The organism is Streptomyces sp. NPDC057854 (assembly GCF_042797055.1).
In the GTDB taxonomy this organism is placed as follows: Bacteria; Actinomycetota; Actinomycetes; order Streptomycetales; family Streptomycetaceae; genus Streptomyces.
In genome coordinates, this window is sequence record NZ_JBHVMF010000005.1 from 53,506 (window position 1) to 70,186 (window position 16,681).

At 73.6% G+C, this 16,681-nt stretch carries 15 protein-coding genes; 13 read left to right on the top strand and 2 right to left on the bottom strand.

What is annotated here, in order from left to right; translation table 11 throughout:
* Positions 1–49 precede the first annotated feature (49 nt).
* The 7 genes from ACFVQZ_RS09640 (at position 50) to ACFVQZ_RS09670 (ending at position 7,037) form a co-directional block, all read left to right on the top strand.
* Positions 50–1,045, top strand: a complete 996-nt coding sequence (locus tag ACFVQZ_RS09640; protein WP_030492520.1) for an ABC transporter permease — start codon at positions 50–52, stop codon at positions 1,043–1,045.
* Positions 1,045–2,004, top strand: a complete 960-nt coding sequence (locus tag ACFVQZ_RS09645; RefSeq protein ID WP_030492519.1) for an ABC transporter permease — start codon at positions 1,045–1,047, stop codon at positions 2,002–2,004. Before ACFVQZ_RS09640 ends, ACFVQZ_RS09645 begins: the two co-directional genes overlap by 1 nt.
* A gap of 1 nt (position 2,005) precedes the next feature.
* Positions 2,006–2,998, top strand: coding sequence for an ABC transporter ATP-binding protein (locus ACFVQZ_RS09650; RefSeq protein WP_030492518.1), 993 nt, complete (start codon positions 2,006–2,008; stop codon positions 2,996–2,998).
* Complete coding sequence (locus tag ACFVQZ_RS09655; protein ID WP_383620848.1) at positions 2,995–4,173, top strand: ABC transporter ATP-binding protein; 1,179 nt, start codon at positions 2,995–2,997, stop codon at positions 4,171–4,173. Before ACFVQZ_RS09650 ends, ACFVQZ_RS09655 begins: the two co-directional genes overlap by 4 nt.
* Positions 4,174–4,242: 69 nt before the next feature.
* A complete protein-coding gene (locus ACFVQZ_RS09660; RefSeq protein ID WP_383620850.1) occupies positions 4,243–4,917 on the top strand; it encodes a trimeric intracellular cation channel family protein in 675 nt (224 codons plus the stop codon).
* Between the two features lie 22 nt (positions 4,918–4,939).
* Positions 4,940–5,803 (top strand): thioesterase family protein, encoded by an 864-nt coding sequence (locus tag ACFVQZ_RS09665; RefSeq protein WP_030492515.1) that lies wholly within the window; start codon positions 4,940–4,942, stop codon positions 5,801–5,803.
* 70 nt (positions 5,804–5,873) lie between these two features.
* A complete protein-coding gene (locus ACFVQZ_RS09670) occupies positions 5,874–7,037 on the top strand; it encodes a cysteine desulfurase family protein (RefSeq protein ID WP_383620852.1) in 1,164 nt (387 codons plus the stop codon).
* 26 nt (positions 7,038–7,063) lie between these two features.
* On the opposite strand, the gene ACFVQZ_RS09675 is transcribed toward ACFVQZ_RS09670, so the two are convergent.
* Positions 7,064–7,729, bottom strand: a complete 666-nt coding sequence (locus ACFVQZ_RS09675) for an N-acetylmuramoyl-L-alanine amidase (RefSeq protein ID WP_036413519.1) — start codon at positions 7,727–7,729, stop codon at positions 7,064–7,066.
* Positions 7,730–7,789: 60 nt separating this feature from the next.
* Between ACFVQZ_RS09675 and mnmA the strand changes: the two genes are divergently transcribed.
* Positions 7,790–8,914 carry a tRNA 2-thiouridine(34) synthase MnmA gene (gene mnmA / locus ACFVQZ_RS09680; RefSeq protein WP_030492512.1) on the top strand — a complete coding sequence of 375 codons (1,125 nt, stop codon included), beginning with the start codon at positions 7,790–7,792 and terminating at the stop codon, positions 8,912–8,914.
* 13 nt (positions 8,915–8,927) lie between these two features.
* Here the strand turns inward: mnmA and ACFVQZ_RS09685 are convergent, their stop codons facing one another.
* Positions 8,928–9,515, bottom strand: coding sequence for an alpha/beta fold hydrolase (locus ACFVQZ_RS09685; protein ID WP_383620855.1), 588 nt, complete (start codon positions 9,513–9,515; stop codon positions 8,928–8,930).
* Between the two features lie 118 nt (positions 9,516–9,633).
* On the opposite strand from ACFVQZ_RS09685, the gene ACFVQZ_RS09690 reads away from it, so the two are divergent.
* The 5 genes from ACFVQZ_RS09690 to ACFVQZ_RS09710 all read left to right on the top strand — a co-directional run bounded on the left by ACFVQZ_RS09690 (position 9,634) and on the right by ACFVQZ_RS09710 (position 16,554).
* Positions 9,634–10,173: a TIGR00730 family Rossman fold protein gene (locus ACFVQZ_RS09690; RefSeq protein WP_383620857.1), complete on the top strand. Its 540-nt coding sequence runs from the start codon at positions 9,634–9,636 to the stop codon at positions 10,171–10,173.
* Positions 10,174–10,180: 7 nt separating this feature from the next.
* Positions 10,181–10,879, top strand: a complete 699-nt coding sequence (locus tag ACFVQZ_RS09695; protein ID WP_383620859.1) for an SDR family oxidoreductase — start codon at positions 10,181–10,183, stop codon at positions 10,877–10,879.
* Positions 10,880–10,885: 6 nt separating this feature from the next.
* The gene (locus ACFVQZ_RS09700; protein ID WP_383620861.1) at positions 10,886–11,884 is read left to right on the top strand and encodes a methionine synthase; all 999 of its coding nucleotides are present in this window, start codon (positions 10,886–10,888) and stop codon (positions 11,882–11,884) included.
* Positions 11,885–11,917: 33 nt separating this feature from the next.
* Positions 11,918–14,119 carry an NAD-dependent DNA ligase LigA gene (gene ligA / locus ACFVQZ_RS09705; protein ID WP_030492504.1) on the top strand — a complete coding sequence of 734 codons (2,202 nt, stop codon included), beginning with the start codon at positions 11,918–11,920 and terminating at the stop codon, positions 14,117–14,119.
* Between the two features lie 323 nt (positions 14,120–14,442).
* Positions 14,443–16,554: a putative bifunctional diguanylate cyclase/phosphodiesterase gene (locus tag ACFVQZ_RS09710; RefSeq protein ID WP_383620863.1), complete on the top strand. Its 2,112-nt coding sequence runs from the start codon at positions 14,443–14,445 to the stop codon at positions 16,552–16,554.
* The last annotated feature ends 127 nt before the right edge of the window (positions 16,555–16,681 follow it).

A 16,681-nucleotide genomic window follows, 5' to 3' on the forward strand; every position in this document is an offset into this window, starting at 1 on the left:
CCGGGCGTCCGCGCATCCACCCTCCACACGCAAGAAAGGGGCACGCGGGGTGTTGCGACTCGTCGTACGACGACTTCTCCAGCTCATACCCACCCTGCTCGGCCTGTCGGTTCTGCTCTTCATCTGGCTGAACCGGCTGCCCGGCGGACCCGCCTCAGCGATCCTGGGCGAGCGGGCGACCGAAGCCGATGTGGCGCGCATCAACCGCGCGCTGGGCCTCGACCAGCCGATCTACGTCCAGTACGGACGCTTCCTCAAGCGCCTCCTCGACCTCGACCTCGGCACCTCGGTGCAGACCGGACAGCCCGTCTGGGACGAGTTCGTGCTGCGCTTCCCCGCCACCGTCGAACTCAGCCTCGCGGCCATGCTCATCGCCACCGTCGTGGGCATCCCGCTCGGCTACCTCGCCGCCCGCAAGCGCGGCGGCTGGATCGACGTGGCCTCCGTCTCCGGCTCCCTGGTCGGCATCTGCATCCCGGTCTTCTTCCTGGCCCAGCTGCTCAAGGGCGCCTTCGGCGGGATCTTCGGCACCTTCGGCCGCCAGTCCACCGGCATCGACGCCACCACCGTCACCGGCTTCGCCGTCCTCGACGGCGTGCTCACCGGCGAGTTCGACGCCGCCTGGGACGCCCTCATGCACCTCGTGCTGCCCGGCATCGCCCTGGCCACCATCCCGCTCGCCGTCATCGTCCGCATGACCCGCGCCAGCGTCCTGGAGGTGCTCGGCGAGGACTACATCCGCACCGCCGAGTCCAAGGGCCTGGAGCGCCGCGTCGTCCGGGTCCGCCACGTGCTGCGGAACGCGCTGCTGCCCGTCGTCACCGCCATCGGCCTGCTCACCGGCAGCCTGCTCTCCGGCGCGGTGCTCACCGAGTCCGTCTTCACCTTCGGCGGCATCGGCTCCTTCATCCGGACCGCCATCGACGCCCGCGACTATCCGGTGCTCGTCGGCTTCATCATGTTCATCGCCATGATCTACGTGGTGATCAACATGCTCGTCGACCTCGCGTACAGCGTCATCGACCCGAGGGTGCGGGTGCACTGATGAGTCTCACCAACACTGCTTCCAAGATCGACCGGCTCGCCCAGCTCACGGCGAAGACCGAGACCGCCAGCGGCGCCAGCCTGTGGCGCGAGGCGATGCGCCGGCTGCGCGGCAGCAAGATGGCGCTCATCGGCGGCGCCATCATCGCCGGCTTCGTCCTGCTCGCGGTCATCGGCCCGTGGATCGCCCCGTACAGCCCCACCGAGCAGACCTGGCGCGGCGAGGTCTTCTCCAACCGCGGCGAGTTCGTCGGCGCCCGCGCCGAGAACTGGTTCGGCCTCGACCACCTCGGCCGGGACCTCTTCTCCCGGATGCTCGTCGGCGCCCGCCAGACCCTGCTCGTCGGCGTCGTCTCGATGCTCATCGGCCTGCTGATCGGCGCCGTCGTCGGCATCGTCTCGGGCGCGGCGGCCACCCTCGGCGGCAAGGCCGGGCGCCGGATCGACGACGCCATCATGCGCGTCACCGACATCCTGCTCGCGCTGCCGTCGCTGCTCCTCGCCGTCTCCGTCGCCGCCGTCCTCGGCCAGTCCCTCACCACCGTGATGATCGCCGTCGGCGTGGTGCAGATCCCGGTCTTCACCCGGCTGCTGCGCGGCTCGATGCTCGCCCAGGGCGGCAGCGACTACGTGCTCGCGGCCCGCTCGCTCGGCATCCGCAAGCGCCGGATCGTCTTCACCCAGATCCTGCCGAACTCGCTCAGCCCGGTGATCGTCCAGGCGACGCTCAGCCTCGCCACCGCCATCATCGAGGCCGCCGCCCTCTCGTACCTCGGACTCGGCAACCCCGACCCCGCGGTCCCCGAGTGGGGCGTCATGCTCTCCGCGGCCCAGCGCTTCTTCGACAACGAGCCGATGATGTCCATGTATCCGGCGGTCGGCATCATCATCACCGCCCTCGGCTTCACCCTGCTCGGCGAGGCCATGCGCGAAGCCCTCGACCCGAAGCTGCGAGGCTGACATGCCACTGCTCACCGTGGACGAACTCACCGTCACCTTCGGCGGCCGCGGCCGCAAGGACGTCCGGGCGGTCAACGGCGTCTCGTTCGGCGTCGACCAGGGCCAGGTCGTCGGCCTCGTCGGCGAGTCGGGCTGCGGCAAGTCCGTGACCTCGCTCGCCCTCATGGGGCTGCTGCCGAAGAAGGGCGTCACCCTCGGCGGCCGGGCCGACCTCGACGGCACGGACCTGCTGTCGCTCTCCCCGTCGAAGATGCGCGACCTGCGCGGACGCGACATGGCGATGATCTTCCAGGACCCGCTCTCCTCGCTGAACCCGGTCGTCCCCATCGGCGTCCAGGTCACCGAGATCCTCCAGCGCCACCGCGGCCTGAAGGGCGAGGCCGCCCGCAAGGAGGCCGCGCACCTGCTCGACCGGGTCGGCATCCCCGACCCGAACCGGCGGCTCAAGGAGTACCCGCACCAGCTCTCCGGCGGCATGCGGCAGCGCGCGCTCATCGCCATGGCGGTGGCCTGCGCCCCCCGCCTGCTCATCGCCGACGAGCCGACCACCGCGCTCGACGTCACCATCCAGGCCCAGATCCTCGAACTCCTCAAGGAACTGGTCGACCAGGAGGGCACCGCGCTGCTGATGATCACCCACGACCTGGGTGTCGTCGCCGGCCTCTGCGACCAGGTGAACGTCCTCTACGCCGGCAAGGTCGTCGAATCGGCCGCCCGCCGCGAGCTGTTCGCCCACCCGACCCACCCGTACACCCACGGGCTGCTCGGCTCCATCCCCCGGCTCGACGCCCCGCGCGGCGAACCGCTCCACCCGATCCGCGGATCCATCAACGACCAGATCGCCTGGGCCGACGGCTGCGCCTTCGCCCCGCGCTGCGACCGGTACGAGATGGAGTGCCTCACCGGCACGCCCGAACTGACCGAACCGCGCGCGGCCGGCCACCGCGCCCGCTGCGCCAACCCGGTCCTCGCCACGACGGAGGTACCGGCATGAGCCTGCTCGAACTCGACGGCGTGAAGGTCCACTTCCCCGTCAAGAAGGGCATCCTCTTCGACCGCACGGTCGGCCACGTCTACGCCGTGGACGGCATCTCGCTGAAGGTCGAGGCGGGCCAGACGTACGGCCTCGTCGGCGAGTCCGGCTGCGGCAAGACCACCCTCGGCCGGGCCGTGCTGCGGCTCGTCGACGTCACCGACGGCTCCGTCGTCCTCGACGGCACCGACGTCGCCAAGCTGCCGGAGAAGGAGCTGCGCTCCTTCCGCCGCCGGCTCCAGATGGTCTTCCAGGACCCGCTGGGCAGCCTCAACCCGCGCCAGAACATCGAGTCCATCCTCAGCGAGGGCATGGCCGCGCACGGGATCGGCGCGAACCAGGAGGAGCGGCGGGAGAAGATCCGGGAGATCCTCGCCAAGGTGGGCCTGCCCTCCAACGCGCTCTCCCGCTACCCGCACGAGTTCTCCGGCGGCCAGCGCCAGCGCATCGGCATCGCCCGCGCGCTGGTCCTGGAGCCGGACCTGATCATCTGCGACGAGCCGGTCTCCGCGCTGGACGTCTCCATCCAGGCGCAGGTCATCAACCTGCTGGAGGAGCTCCAGGAGTCGATGGGCCTGACCTACCTGGTCATCGCCCACGACCTCGCCGTCGTCCGGCACATCTCGGACGTCATCGGCGTGATGTACCTCGGCGCGCTCGTGGAGGAGGCGCCGAGCGACACGCTGTACGAGGAGCCGCTGCACCCGTACACCCGGGCGCTCATGTCCGCGGTGCCGGTGCCGGACCCCGAGGTCGAGGAGCGGCGCGAGCGGATCCTCCTGACCGGCGACCTGCCCTCCCCGGCGAACCCGCCGGCCGGCTGCCGCTTCCACACCCGCTGCCCGTGGGCCCAGCCCAAGTGCGCGGAGGAGCGGCCGGAGCTGACGGACGCGGGCGGCGGCCACAAGGTGGCCTGCCACTTCACCCAGGAGATCCGCTCCGGCGCCCTCCGCCCGGCGGGCGAGACGGACGCGGTGGTGATCCCGGCGCAGGCGGAGTCCCCGGAGAAGGAGACGGAGGCGGAGGCGGAGGCCGTGGAGGCCGAGGCGGCTTCCGACACCGCCGAGACCCCCGAGCCCGACGCCCCCGAGGCCGATGCCTCGGAGACCGGTTCCGGGAAGGCCGACGGGAAGTAGGCCGTACGGAGAGGGCCCGTCCGCCGCGTGGCGGACGGGCCCTTCCCGTACGCACGGCACAATTGGCCGGTGCTCCACGATCTGTTCAGTCCGTCCGTCCAACACACGCTCGACCTCGTCGGCATCTTCGTCTTCGCGATCTCCGGCGCCCTCCTCGGCGTCCGGAAGAACTTCGACGTCTTCGGCATGGCCGTGCTCGCCGAGGTCACCGCGCTCGGCGGCGGTCTCCTCCGGGACCTCATCATCGGGGCCGTACCCCCGGCCGCCTTCACCGACCTCGGCTACTTCCTGATGCCGCTGGTGGCGACGGTCCTCGTCTTCTTCCTCCACCCGGAGGTGGAGCGCACCCAGACCGCCGTGAACGTCTTCGACGCGGCCGGCCTCGGCCTCTTCTGCGTCACCGGGACGACGAAGGCGTACGACTACGGGCTGGGCCTCACCTCGTCCGCGGCGCTCGGCCTCGCCACCGCCGTCGGCGGCGGCGTGCTCCGCGACGTCCTCGCCAACGAGGTGCCGTCGCTGCTCCGCTGGGACCGCGACCTGTACGCCGTCCCCGCGATCGTCGGCGCCGCGATGGTCGTCCTGTGCATCCGCTTCGACGTGCTGAACGCCTACACCAGCGGCGCGGCCGTGCTCACCGCCTTCCTCCTGCGGCTGCTCGCCATGCGCTACCACTGGCGGGCCCCGCGCGCCTGGAACCGCTCCTCGGCCCGCGAGGAGACCGAAAAAGCTACCGCTCAGTAGTTTCCTGCTGTACCTTCGGGCCATGAGCACGAGTACCGAGACGAGCCCGGCCCCGGCGACCGAGGCGCGCAGCGAGTTCGACCGGGACACCGCCGTCACCCTCCGCGAGCCGGGGGTCTACGACGCCGAGCTCTCGGCCGGCTGGACGATCATCCACGCCGTCAACGGCGGCTACCTCCTCGCCCTGCTCGGCCGCGCCCTCGGCGACCACCTGCCGCACCCCGACCCCTTCACCATCACGGCGCACTACCTCACGCCGTCCGCGCCGGGCCCGGCGGTCATCCGCACCGAGACCGTCCGCACCGGCCGGACCCTCTCCACCGGCACCGCCTCCCTGTACCAGTACGCCGAGGACGGCACCGAGGTCGAGCGGATCCGCGTCCTCGCCTCGTACGGCGACCTCGGCGCCCTCCCGGACGACGTCCGCACCAGCGCCACCCCGCCCGCCTTCGCCCCGGTCGAGCAGTGCTTCAGCGCCGCCGACAGCCCGGCCCCGCCGATCCCCGGCTCCTCCGCCATCACCGACCGGCTCGACCTGCGCCTCGACCCCGCCTGCGTCGGCTGGGCCCTCGGCGCCCCCTCCGGCAAGGGCGAGATGCGCGCCTGGTTCGGCCTCGCCGACGGCCGCGAGCCCGACCCGCTGTCGCTGCTGCTGGCCGTCGACGCCCTGCCGCCGACCTCCTTCGAGCTGGGCCTCAAGGGCTGGACGCCGACCGTGGAGCTCACCGTCCACGTCCGCTGCCGCCCCGCCCCCGGCCCGCTGCGGGTCGCCATCACCACCCGCAACCTCGCCGGCGGCTTCCTGGAGGAGGACGCCGAGGTCTGGGACAGCGCCGGCCGGCTCGTCGCCCAGTCCCGCCAGCTCGCCCGCGCCCCGCGCGGCTGAGCCGGTACGCCGCCGTACGACCCCGGTGCGGAGGGGAGCGCCGCTCCGGGGCTCGTAGAATCGACCCACCATGGCTTACCTCGACCACGCCGCGACCACGCCCATGCTGCCCGAGGCGATCGAGGCGATGACCGCCCAGCTCGCCGTCACCGGCAACGCCTCCTCCCTGCACGCCGCCGGACGGCGCGCCCGGCGGACCGTCGAGGAGGGCCGCGAGACCCTCGCCGCCGCGCTCGGCGCCCGCCCCAGCGAGGTGGTCTTCACCTCCGGCGGCACCGAGGCCGACAACCTCGCCGTCAAGGGCCTGTACTGGGCCCGCCGCGACGCCGACCCCCGCCGCACCCGCGTCCTCGCCAGCCCCGTCGAGCACCACGCCGTCCTCGACGCCGTCGACTGGCTCGCCGCCCACGAGGGCGCCGACGTCGAGTACCTGCCGGTCGACGCCCACGGCCGGGTCCACCCCGAGGCGCTGCGCGACGCGATCGCCCGCGACCCGGACTCCGTCGCCCTCGCCACCGTGATGTGGGCCAACAACGAGATCGGCACCGTCATGCCGGTCCGCGCCCTCGCCGACGCCGCCGCCGAGTTCGGCGTCCCGCTGCACGCCGACGCCGTGCAGGCCGTCGGCCAGCTCCCCGTCGACTTCGCCGCCTCCGGCCTCGCCGCGATGACCGTCTCCGGCCACAAGATCGGCGGCCCCTACGGCATCGGCGCCCTGCTCCTCGGCCGCGAGCACACCCCCGTCCCGGTGCTGCACGGCGGCGGCCAGGAGCGGCACGTCCGCTCCGGCACCCTCGACGTCCCCGCCGTCGCCGCCTTCGCCACCGCCGCCCGGATCGCCGCCGACGGACAGGAGGACTTCGCGCGCGAGATCGGCGCCCTGCGCGACACCCTCGTCACCGCCGTCCGAACGGCCGTCCCCGACGCGATCCTCGGCGGCGACCCGGTCGACCGGCTCCCCGCCAACGCCCACTTCACCTTCCCCGGCTGCGAGGGCGACTCCCTGCTGCTCCTCCTCGACGCCGCCGGCATCGCCTGCTCCACCGGCTCCGCCTGCACCGCCGGCATCGCCCAGCCCAGCCACGTCCTGCTCGCCACCGGCACCGACCCGGACCTGGCCCGCGGCACCCTCCGCTTCTCCCTCGGCCACACCTCCACGCCCGCGGACGTGAAGGCCGTCGCCGACGCCATCGGCCCGGCCGTGGAGCGCGCCCGCACCGCCGGCCTCAGCTGACCGGCCGCAGCGCGCGGGCGAGCCGTCTAGACCGCGGCCGGGGGCTTCGTCAGCTCCCGGCGCACCAGCGCCAGGTACCGGTCCCAGTCCCAGTGCGGGCCGGGATCGGTGTGGTCGGTGCCCTCGACCTCCACGTGCCCGATGATGTGCTCCCGGTCCGCCGGTATGCCGTGCCGCCGGCAGATGTCCGCGGTCAGCCGCGCCGACCCCGCGTACATCTCCGGCGTGAAGTCCTGCGGCCGGTCCACGAAGCCCTCGTGCTCGATGCCGACGCTCCGCTCGTTCATGTCCCGGTTCCCGGCGTGGAAGGCCACGTCGAGCTCCCGGATCATCTGCGCCACGTGCCCGTCCTTGCGGACCACGTAATGGGTGGCGGCGCCGTGCAGCGGATTGCGGAACACCTTCAGCGCCGTCGCGTACGAGCCCTGCACCACGTGGATCACCACCCGGTCGATCCGGTAGTCGTCCGGACGGTCCGCGCGCCGCCAGTTCGCCTGGTGCGCCGCCGTCCACTCGGCCGCCTTGTGGTCCAGCTCCCCGTCGGTCCGCGGCTTCTCCATCCCCGGCAGCCGCCACCACGCCCGCGCCAGCTCCTCGCGCGCCAGCACCGCCGTGCCCAGCACGGCCGCGCCGCCGCCGAGCAGCACCGCCCGCCGGCCGACCCGCCGCTTCTTCCCGCTCTCGCCGCCCATGCTCCCCAGAACGCCGGTACCGGCCGCGCGGTTCCCGCCGACCCGTACCCTGGTAGGGCTATGACTGAGACCCCGCGCCCCCTCCGCGTCCTCGCCGCCATGTCCGGCGGCGTGGACTCCGCCGTCGCCGCCGCCCGAGCCGTCGAGGCCGGCCACGACGTCACCGGCGTGCACCTCGCGCTCTCCGCGAACCCGCAGTCCTTCCGCACCGGAGCCCGCGGCTGCTGCACCATCGAGGACTCGCGCGACGCCCGCCGGGCCGCCGACGTCATCGGCATCCCCTTCTACGTGTGGGACCTCGCCGAGCGCTTCCGCGCCGACGTCGTCGACGACTTCGTCGCGGAGTACGAGGCCGGCCGCACCCCCAACCCGTGCCTGCGCTGCAACGAGAAGATCAAGTTCGCGGCCCTGCTCGACAAGGCGCTCGCCCTCGGCTTCGACGCCGTCTGCACCGGCCACTACGCCACCGTCGTGCTCAACGAGGACGGCACCCGCGAGCTGCACCGCGCCTCCGACATGGCCAAGGACCAGTCGTACGTCCTCGGCGTCCTCGACGAGCAGCAGCTCGCCCACGCCATGTTCCCGCTCGGCGACACCCTCACCACCAAGGACGAGATCCGCGCCGAGGCGGAGCGGCGCGGCCTCGCCGTCGCCAAGAAGCCCGACAGCCACGACATCTGCTTCATCGCCGACGGCGACACCCAGGGCTTCCTCGCGAGCCGCCTGGGCAAGGCCGAGGGCGACATCGTCGACGAGTCCGGCACCAAGCTCGGCACCCACGAGGGCGCGTACGGCTTCACCATCGGCCAGCGCAAGGGCCTGCGCATCGGCCACCCGGCGGCCGACGGCAAGCCCCGCTACGTCCTCGACATCTCGCCCGTGAACAACACCGTCACGGTCGGCCCCGCCGAGTCCCTGGACGTCACCGCCCTCACCGCGATCAAGCCCCGCTGGTGCGGCACCGCCCCCGAGGGCCCCGGCCGCTACACCGCCCAGCTCCGCGCCCACGGCGGCGAGACCGCGGTGACCGCCGCCCTGGAGGACGGCGAGCTGAAGGTCACCTTCGACGAGCCGGTCCGCGGCGTCGCCCCCGGCCAGGCGATCGTCCTCTACGACGGCACCCGCGTGGTCGGCTCGGCGACCATCGCCACGACGGCGCGGCGCACGGCCGCCGCGCCCGCGTAGCGGCCCCGCCCGCTCACAGGGCGTCCGCCGCCTCCGCGACCTCCGCCACGAACTCCGCGAGGACCGGCGCCAGCACGTGCGGCGCCACCTCGTGGGTCTGGCCCGTCAGCGTGCGGTGCCGGGCGCGCGGCAGCAGCGCCGACAGCTCCCGGGCCGCCCGCCGCACCGGCGCCGGGCTCGCGCCCCCGTCGACCACCAGCACGCGCGCGTGGACCTCGGGAACGGCGCCCGGCCCCTCGTACGACGGCTCGAAGACCGACACCGCCGCCACCGGCAGCCCGGCCGCCGCCGCGGCCAGCGCCAGCGCGCCGCCCGCCCCGCTGCCGTGCACCGCCGCCCCCGGGCCCGCCGCCGCCAGCACCGCCGCCAGGTCCTCGACCTCCCGCTCGACCGGGCAGCCGGCCCCGCCGTACCCCCGGCGGTCGTAGCCGAACACCCGGCAGCTCCGGGACAGCAGCCGCGCCAGCGGCGCCTCGCCGGCCGCCGACCGAGGGCCCCCGTCCACCAGCACCACCGCGGGACCGTCCGCCGCCCCCGCCCCGTACCGCGCGTACGCGATCGGCGTCCCGTCCCGGGACACGACCGTCTTCACCTCGTCCATGGCAGGGCAGACCGGCCGACTCACCGGAACTCATCGGCGCGGCCCGGGATTTCCCGAAGAAACCCGGAAACCGCAGGTCAGGGCCGGGAGGAAAAATTCGGTGCTCTACCGTGGCGGCATGAACATCTGCGTCTTCCTCTCCGCCGCCGACCTCGACGAGCGCTACACCGCCCCCGCCCGCGAGTTCGCCGGACTCCTCGGCAAGGCCGGCCACACCCTCGTCTGGGGCGGCTCGGACACCGGCCTGATGAAGGTCGTCGCGGACGGCGTCCAGGAAGCCGGCGGCCGCCTCGTCGGCGTCTCCGTCGACTTCCTCGCCGCCAAGGCCCGCCCGGGCGCCGACGAGATGACGATCACCAAGGACCTCGCCGAACGGAAGGCGCTCCTCCTCGCCAAGTCCGACGCGATCGTCGTCATGGTCGGCGGCACCGGCACCCTCGACGAGGCCACCGAGATCCTGGAGCTGAAGAAGCACGGCAAGCACACCAAGCCCGTCGTCGTCCTCAACACCGCCGGCTTCTACGACGGCCTCAAGGCCCAGTTCCGCCGCATGGAGACCGAGGGCTTCCTCCCCCGCCCCCTCACCGACCTGGCCTTCTTCGCCGACGACGGGGCGCAGGCCCTGGCGTACCTGGAGAGCGAGATCGCCGCCCGCTGATGGGACCATGGTGACCATGGCTACTCATGTGATCACCGGGGCCGGTTCCGGCATCGGCGCCGCCGTCGCGCGGCGGCTGCACGCGCGCGGGGACGAACTCGTGCTGCACGCGCGCGACGCGGGGCGGGCGAAGGAGCTGGCGGCGGAGTTCCCCGGCGCCCGGACGCTCGTCGGCGACCTCGCGGACCCGGACCGGCTCTCCTGGGCTTTCTCGCACCAGAGCCTGCCCGACCGCATCGACTCGCTGCTGCACGTCGCCGGCGTCGTGGACCTCGGCGCGGTGGGGGAGCTGACCCCCAAGTCCTGGCACCACCAGCTCAACGTGAACCTGGTCGCCCCCGCCGAGCTCACCCGGCACTTCCTGCCGCAGCTCCGCCTCACCCAGGGCCACGTCGTCTTCGTGAACTCCGGCGCCGGGCTCAACGCCCACGCCGAGTGGAGCGCGTACGCCGCCTCCAAGCACGGCCTCAAGGCGCTCGCCGACGCGCTCCGCCACGAGGAGCACGGCAACGGCGTCCGGGTCACCTCCGTCTACCCCGGCCGCACCGCGAGCCCCATGCAGGCCAAGGTGCACCAGCAGGAGGGCAAGGAGTACGACCCCGGGAAGTGGATCGACCCCGAGTCGGTGGCGACGGCGATCGTGATGGCGCTCGACCTGCCGCGCGACGCCGAGGTCAACGACCTGACGGTCCGTCCGGGACGGTAGCCCGCCATGACCGACATCGCCCAGTGGGGCCCCGCCACCGGCGTCGGCTCCCTCCCCGGCGGCGACGCCCGCGAGGCCGCCAGGACCGTCACCGGCACCTTCGAGGACTTCCCGTTCCTCGCCGAACTCCCCGCCCGCGGCCCCGGCGCCGACATGACCGGCCGCACCCTCGGGATGCTCGTCGACCTGTACGCGCACGTGGAGCCCAGCGGCTGGCGGATCAGCGACCGGCCCGGCCGCGACACCCGCCGGGCCCGCTCCTGGCTCGGCGAGGACCTCGACGCCCTGGAGGAGTTCACCCAGGGGTACGAGGGCCCGCTCAAGGTCCAGGCCGTCGGCCCGTGGACGCTCGCCGCCGCCCTCGAACTCCGCGGCGGCGAGGCCGCCCTCGCCGACCCCGGCGCCTGCCGCGACCTCGCCGCCTCGCTCGCCGAGGGCCTGCGCGACCACCTCGCCGACGTCGCCAAGCGCGTCCCCGGCGCCCGGATCGTGCTCCAGCTCGACGAGCCCTCGCTCACCGCCGTCCTCCTCGGACAGATCCGCACCGCCAGCGGCTACCGCACCCACCGGGCCGTCGACCGGCAGGTCGTCGAGTCCGCCCTGCGGGACGTGATCGCCGCCCACGACGGGCCCGTCACCGTCCACTCCTGCGCCCCCGGCGTGCCCTTCGGGCTGCTCCGCCGCGCCGGAGCCGCCGCCGTCTCGTTCGACTTCGGGCTGCTCACCGAACGTGACGAGGAGCCGATCGGCGAGGCCGTGGAGGCCGGGACGAAGCTCTTCGCCGGTGTGGTGCCGTCCACCGACACGGCATTGTCGGACCCGGGCGGTAGCGTCATGGGTGTCAGGACGCTGTGGCGCAGGCTGGGGCTGAATCCGGGGACTCTCGCCGAGTCCGTCGTCGTCACCCCCACGTGCGGGCTGGCGGGCGCCTCGCCCGCGTACGCCCGCGCGGCGCTCGCCCACTGCGTCCGGGCGGCGAGATCACTCGCGGACAACCCAGAGTGACCGGGTTCTGAAGGCACGGGAGGACGGACGAAGGTGGCAGTCGAACAGGGGGCCCTGCCCGACGGGGAGGCGGTCGTGCCCGCCGAGGCGCGCGAGAAGCACGCCGAACTGGCCGAGCAGGTCGAGGAGCACCGCTTCCGGTACTACGTGAAGGACCAGCCGGTCGTCAGCGACGCCGAGTTCGACCGCCTCCTGCGGTCCCTGGAGGCGCTGGAGGAGGAGTACCCGGAGCTGCGCACGCCCGACTCGCCGACCCAGAAGGTCGCCGGGCAGTACGCGACCGACTTCGCCGCCGTCGAGCACCGCGAGCGCATGCTCTCGCTGGACAACGCCTTCGACGACGACGAGCTCGCCACCTGGGCCGAGCGCGTCGCCCGGGACGTCGGCACCCCCGACTTCCACTTCCTGTGCGAGCTCAAGGTCGACGGCCTCGCCGTCAACCTCACCTACGAGCACGGCCGGCTCACCCGCGCCGCCACCCGCGGCGACGGCCGCACCGGCGAGGACATCACGCCGAACGTGCGGACCATCGCCGACGTCCCCGAGCGCCTCCAGGGCGACCGGATCCCGGAGCTCGTCGAGATCCGGGGCGAGGTCTACTTCCCCATGGAGGCGTTCGAGGCGCTCAACGCCCGGCTGGTGGAGGCCGGCGACAAGCCCTTCGCCAACCCGCGCAACGCCGCGGCCGGCTCGCTCCGCCAGAAGGACCCCAAGGTCACCGCCACCCGCCCGCTGCACATGGTGGTGCACGGCATCGGCGCCCGCGCGGGCTTCGAGATCGGCCGGCTCTCGGAGGCGTACGAACTGCTGCGCGAGTGGGGCCTGCCCACCTCCACCCACAACAGGGTCGTCGGCGGCCTCCCCGAGGTGCGCGAGTTCATCGCGTACTACGGCGAGCACCGCCACTCCGTCGCCCACGAGATCGACGGCGTCGTCGTCAAGCTGGACGAGATCCCGCTCCAGGGCCGGCTCGGCTCCACCGCGCGCGCCCCGCGCTGGGCGATCGCCTGGAAGTACGCCCCGGAGGAGGTCAACACCAAGCTCGTCGACATCAAGGTCGGCGTCGGCCGCACCGGCCGCGTCACCCCCTACGCCCAGGTCGAGCCGGTCACCGTGGCCGGCTCCGAGGTCGAGTTCGCCACCCTCCACAACCAGGAGGTGGTGAAGACCAAGGGCGTCCTCATCGGCGACACCGTGGTGCTGCGCAAGGCCGGCGACGTCATCCCGGAGATCCTCGGCCCGGTCGTCGACCTGCGGGACGGCACCGAGCGGGAGTTCGTGATGCCCGCCGAGTGCCCCGAGTGCGGCACCCCGCTGAAGCCGATGAAGGAGGGCGACATCGACCTCCGCTGTCCGAACGCCCGGACCTGCCCGGCCCAGCTCCGCGAGCGCGTCGAGTTCCTCGCCGGCCGCCAGTGCCTGGACATCGAGAACTTCGGCGCGGTCGCCGCCGCCGCCCTCACCCGGCCCCTGGAGCCCGCCGAGCCGCCGCTCACCGACGAGGGCGACCTCTTCGACCTCACCATCGAGCAGCTGCTGCCGGTCAAGGCGTACGTCCTCGACGCCGACAGCGGACTCCCCAAGCGGGACCCGAAGACCGGCGAACCGAAGATCGTCACCGTCTTCGCCAACCAGAAGGGCGAGCCGAAGAAGAACGCGCTCGCCATGCTGGCGAACATCGAGGCCGCCAAGACCCGCCCGCTCGCCCGCTTCATCAACGGCCTCTCGATCCGCCACGTCGGCCCCGTCGCCGCCGAGGCGCTGGCCCGCGAGTTCCGCTCCCTGGAGCGGATCGAGCAGGCCACCGAGGAGGAGCTGGCCGCCGTCGACGGCGTCGGCGGGATCATCGCCGCCGCCGTGAAGCAGTGGTTCGCCGAGGAGTGGCACCGCGAGATCGTGCGGAAGTGGCGCGCCGCCGGCGTCACCCTGGAGGACGAGGGCGCCGGCGAGGACGAGGGGCCGCGCCCGCTGGAAGGGCTCACCGTCGTCGTCACCGGCACCCTGGAAGGCTTCACCCGGGATGGCGCAAAAGAATCGCTCCAGAGCCGCGGAGCCAAGGTCACCGGTTCCGTTTCGAAGAAGACCTCCTTCGTCGTGGTCGGGGAAAACCCGGGTTCCAAGTACGACAAGGCCATGCAGCTGAAGGTTCCGGTTCTGGACGAGGAAGGCTTCAAGATCCTGCTCGAACAGGGGCCCGAGGCCGCCCGCGAGGCCGCCCAGCCGGTCGAGGAGTGACCACCCGCCGCCCCTCCCGGCACCCCGGAAGGTCACCCGTTCGGCGCATACCAGATCGTTACGGGTGGCCAGGCCGCATTCGGGCAAGAGAGGGAGAGCGCTGCCCCTCGGCGCCCTCGGCGGCCTAGTGTGGTGACCGTGCGTCTCGTCCCGCACGGCCGCGCGAGGGCTCTGCGCGGCCGTGCGCCAGGACGAACGGCCCCGTGCCGCGCGCCCCGCCCCCGACGCCGGCGGAGCGCGCGGCCCGCGGCCGGACGCCACCCGGGCCGCCGCGCGCGGCCCATCGGACAGCGACGGCACCGCCGCCTGTGAGAGGGACGGGAATGGAACCGACCGAGAGTGCCGCCCCGGTGCCACGGCCGCGCGGCCGGGTGCTCCCCGCGGGCTTCACCGGCCTGCCCGCCGCCGTGCTGGGCACCGCCGCCGCCGTGCTCGTCACCGGCCTCCAGCGGGCCCTGGCCGGCGGCCACCCGCTCTTCCCCGGCGGGGTCGCCGGCTGGTCCCTCGCCCTGCTCACCGGCCTCATCGTCGGCCACCTTGTCGCCCTGGGCCGCGAGCGCTGGTGGGGCGGCACCGGCTCCGGCGCCGCCCTCACCCTCGCCGTCCTGCTCCTGTACGGCTGGATCCCGGCCGGACTCGTCTCCCTCACCGTCGTCGTCCTGGTCAGCGCCGCCCGTCGGCACCGCTGGCGACAGGGCCTGCTGCACGGCGCCGCCGACATCCTCGGCGTCGGCGCCGCCGCCCTGGTGCTCGCCGTCTTCGGCGACGTCCCCAGCGTCGACCGGCCCTGGCACCCCCTCGACTGGGGGATCGCCGACGCCCCGGAGATCGTGCTCGCCGCCGGCGCCTATCTCCTCGCGACCCGCCTGCTGCTGTGGTACACCCTCGCCCCGCCCGGCCGCGGCCTGCCCACCGTCGCCCGCACCGCCCTGCTCCGGCAGGGGCTCGTCGCCGTCGCCCTGCTCGGCATCGCCCCGCTGATCTGCGTCGTCGCCGCCGCCTTCCCGGTCCTCCTGCCGCTCTTCGCGATCCCGCTGATCGCCCTCGACTCCACCCTCTGGATCGCCCGCGCCCGCGCCGAGGAACAGCTCCGCGACCCGCTCACCGGCCTCCCCAACCGCCAGTGGCTGCTGGAACGCACCTGGACCGCGCTCGCCGACGCCGAGGGCGAGCAGACCCGCGCCGCCCTCGTCCTCATCGACCTCGACCGCTTCCGCTCGGTCAACGACACCCTCGGCCACCTCGCCGGCGACCGGCTCCTCCTCCAGATCGCCGACCGGCTCCGCCTCGCCCTGCCCCGCGGCGCCGAGGCCGCCCGGCTCGGCGGCGACGAGTTCGCCGTCCTGCTGCCCACCACCGACTCCACCACCAGCGCCCAGCGCGTCGCCCGCCACCTCGTCGCCGCCCTCTCCTCCCCGCTCGACCTCGACGGGCTCACCCTCGTCCTGGAGGCCAGCGCGGGCGTCGCCGTCCACCCCGACCACGCCGCCGACGCCGAGGGCCTGCTGCGCCGCGCCGACGTCGCCATGTACCAGGCCAAGCGCGACCGCACCGGCGTCGAGGTGTACGAGTCCAAGCGCGACTCCAACACGCCCGACCGGCTCGGCCTCCTCGGCGACCTGCGCCGCGCGCTCGACGCCGGCGAGGTCGAGCTCCACTACCAGCCGAAGGTCCGCTTCGACGGCCAGGTCGCCGGTCTGGAAGCCCTCGTCCGCTGGGTCCACCCCGAGCGAGGAAAGGTTCCACCGGACGAGTTCATCGCCATCGCCGAGTCCTCCGGGCTGATGCCGCACCTCACCGAGTACGTCCTGGAGACCGCCCTCGCCCAGGTCGCCCGCTGGCGCGCCCAGGGCCTGGAGGTGCCCGTCGCGGTCAACGTCTCGCCGCGCGACGTGCACACCCCCGGCTTCGCCGGCGCCGTCGCCGCCCGGCTCGCCCGGCACGGCGTCCCGGCCGGCTCGCTCCAGCTGGAGATAACGGAACACGTCCTCCTGGAGGACCCCCAGCGCGCCGCCGACACCCTCAACGGCCTCACCGGCCACGGCGTCAAGATGTCCCTGGACGACTTCGGCACCGGCTACTCCTCCCTGGTGCACCTGCGCCGGCTCCCGGTCAGCGAACTGAAGATCGACCGCTCGTTCGTCGCCCGGCTCGCCGTCGACACCGAGGACGCCGAGATCGTCCGCTGCACCGTCGACCTGGCCCACTCCCTCGGCCTGCTCGTCGTCGCCGAGGGCGTGGAGGACGACGAGACCTGGGAGCGGCTGCGCGACCTGGGCTGCGACGCCGTCCAGGGCTGGCTGGTCTCCGCCGCGATGCCGCCGGCCGAGACGACCGCGTGGCTGCGGGCCCGCGGCGAGCACGGCTGGCGCCGGGCCGTCGACACGGCTCCCGCGACCGCGCTCGACCCGGCCCCCGGCCACGTCGTGCAGTGATCCCCCTGTGATCTCCCGTGACCTCCCGTGATCCCCTGCGATCCCCCGTGACCCCTGAGGGAGCCCTCGCTGACCCCTCAGTGACTCCTCAGGGAAGGACCAGGGGCCTGTCCGGGCCGACCGTTTC

Excerpts from the sequence above, each read along its gene's own strand:
- ACFVQZ_RS09645 (WP_030492519.1), top strand. The coding sequence starts at position 1,045 with ATGAGTCTCACCAACACTGCTTCCAAGATCGACCGGCTCGCCCAGCTC.
- ACFVQZ_RS09650 (WP_030492518.1), top strand. The coding sequence starts at position 2,006 with ATGCCACTGCTCACCGTGGACGAACTCACCGTCACCTTCGGCGGCCGC.
- ACFVQZ_RS09655 (WP_383620848.1), top strand. The coding sequence starts at position 2,995 with ATGAGCCTGCTCGAACTCGACGGCGTGAAGGTCCACTTCCCCGTCAAG.
- ACFVQZ_RS09665 (WP_030492515.1), top strand. The coding sequence starts at position 4,940 with ATGAGCACGAGTACCGAGACGAGCCCGGCCCCGGCGACCGAGGCGCGC.
- ACFVQZ_RS09670 (WP_383620852.1), top strand. The coding sequence starts at position 5,874 with ATGGCTTACCTCGACCACGCCGCGACCACGCCCATGCTGCCCGAGGCG.
- ACFVQZ_RS09675 (WP_036413519.1), bottom strand. The coding sequence starts at position 7,729 with ATGGGCGGCGAGAGCGGGAAGAAGCGGCGGGTCGGCCGGCGGGCGGTG.
- mnmA (WP_030492512.1), top strand. The coding sequence starts at position 7,790 with ATGACTGAGACCCCGCGCCCCCTCCGCGTCCTCGCCGCCATGTCCGGC.
- ACFVQZ_RS09685 (WP_383620855.1), bottom strand. The coding sequence starts at position 9,515 with ATGGACGAGGTGAAGACGGTCGTGTCCCGGGACGGGACGCCGATCGCG.
- ACFVQZ_RS09690 (WP_383620857.1), top strand. The coding sequence starts at position 9,634 with ATGAACATCTGCGTCTTCCTCTCCGCCGCCGACCTCGACGAGCGCTAC.
- ACFVQZ_RS09695 (WP_383620859.1), top strand. The coding sequence starts at position 10,181 with ATGGTGACCATGGCTACTCATGTGATCACCGGGGCCGGTTCCGGCATC.
- ACFVQZ_RS09700 (WP_383620861.1), top strand. The coding sequence starts at position 10,886 with ATGACCGACATCGCCCAGTGGGGCCCCGCCACCGGCGTCGGCTCCCTC.
- ACFVQZ_RS09710 (WP_383620863.1), top strand. The coding sequence starts at position 14,443 with ATGGAACCGACCGAGAGTGCCGCCCCGGTGCCACGGCCGCGCGGCCGG.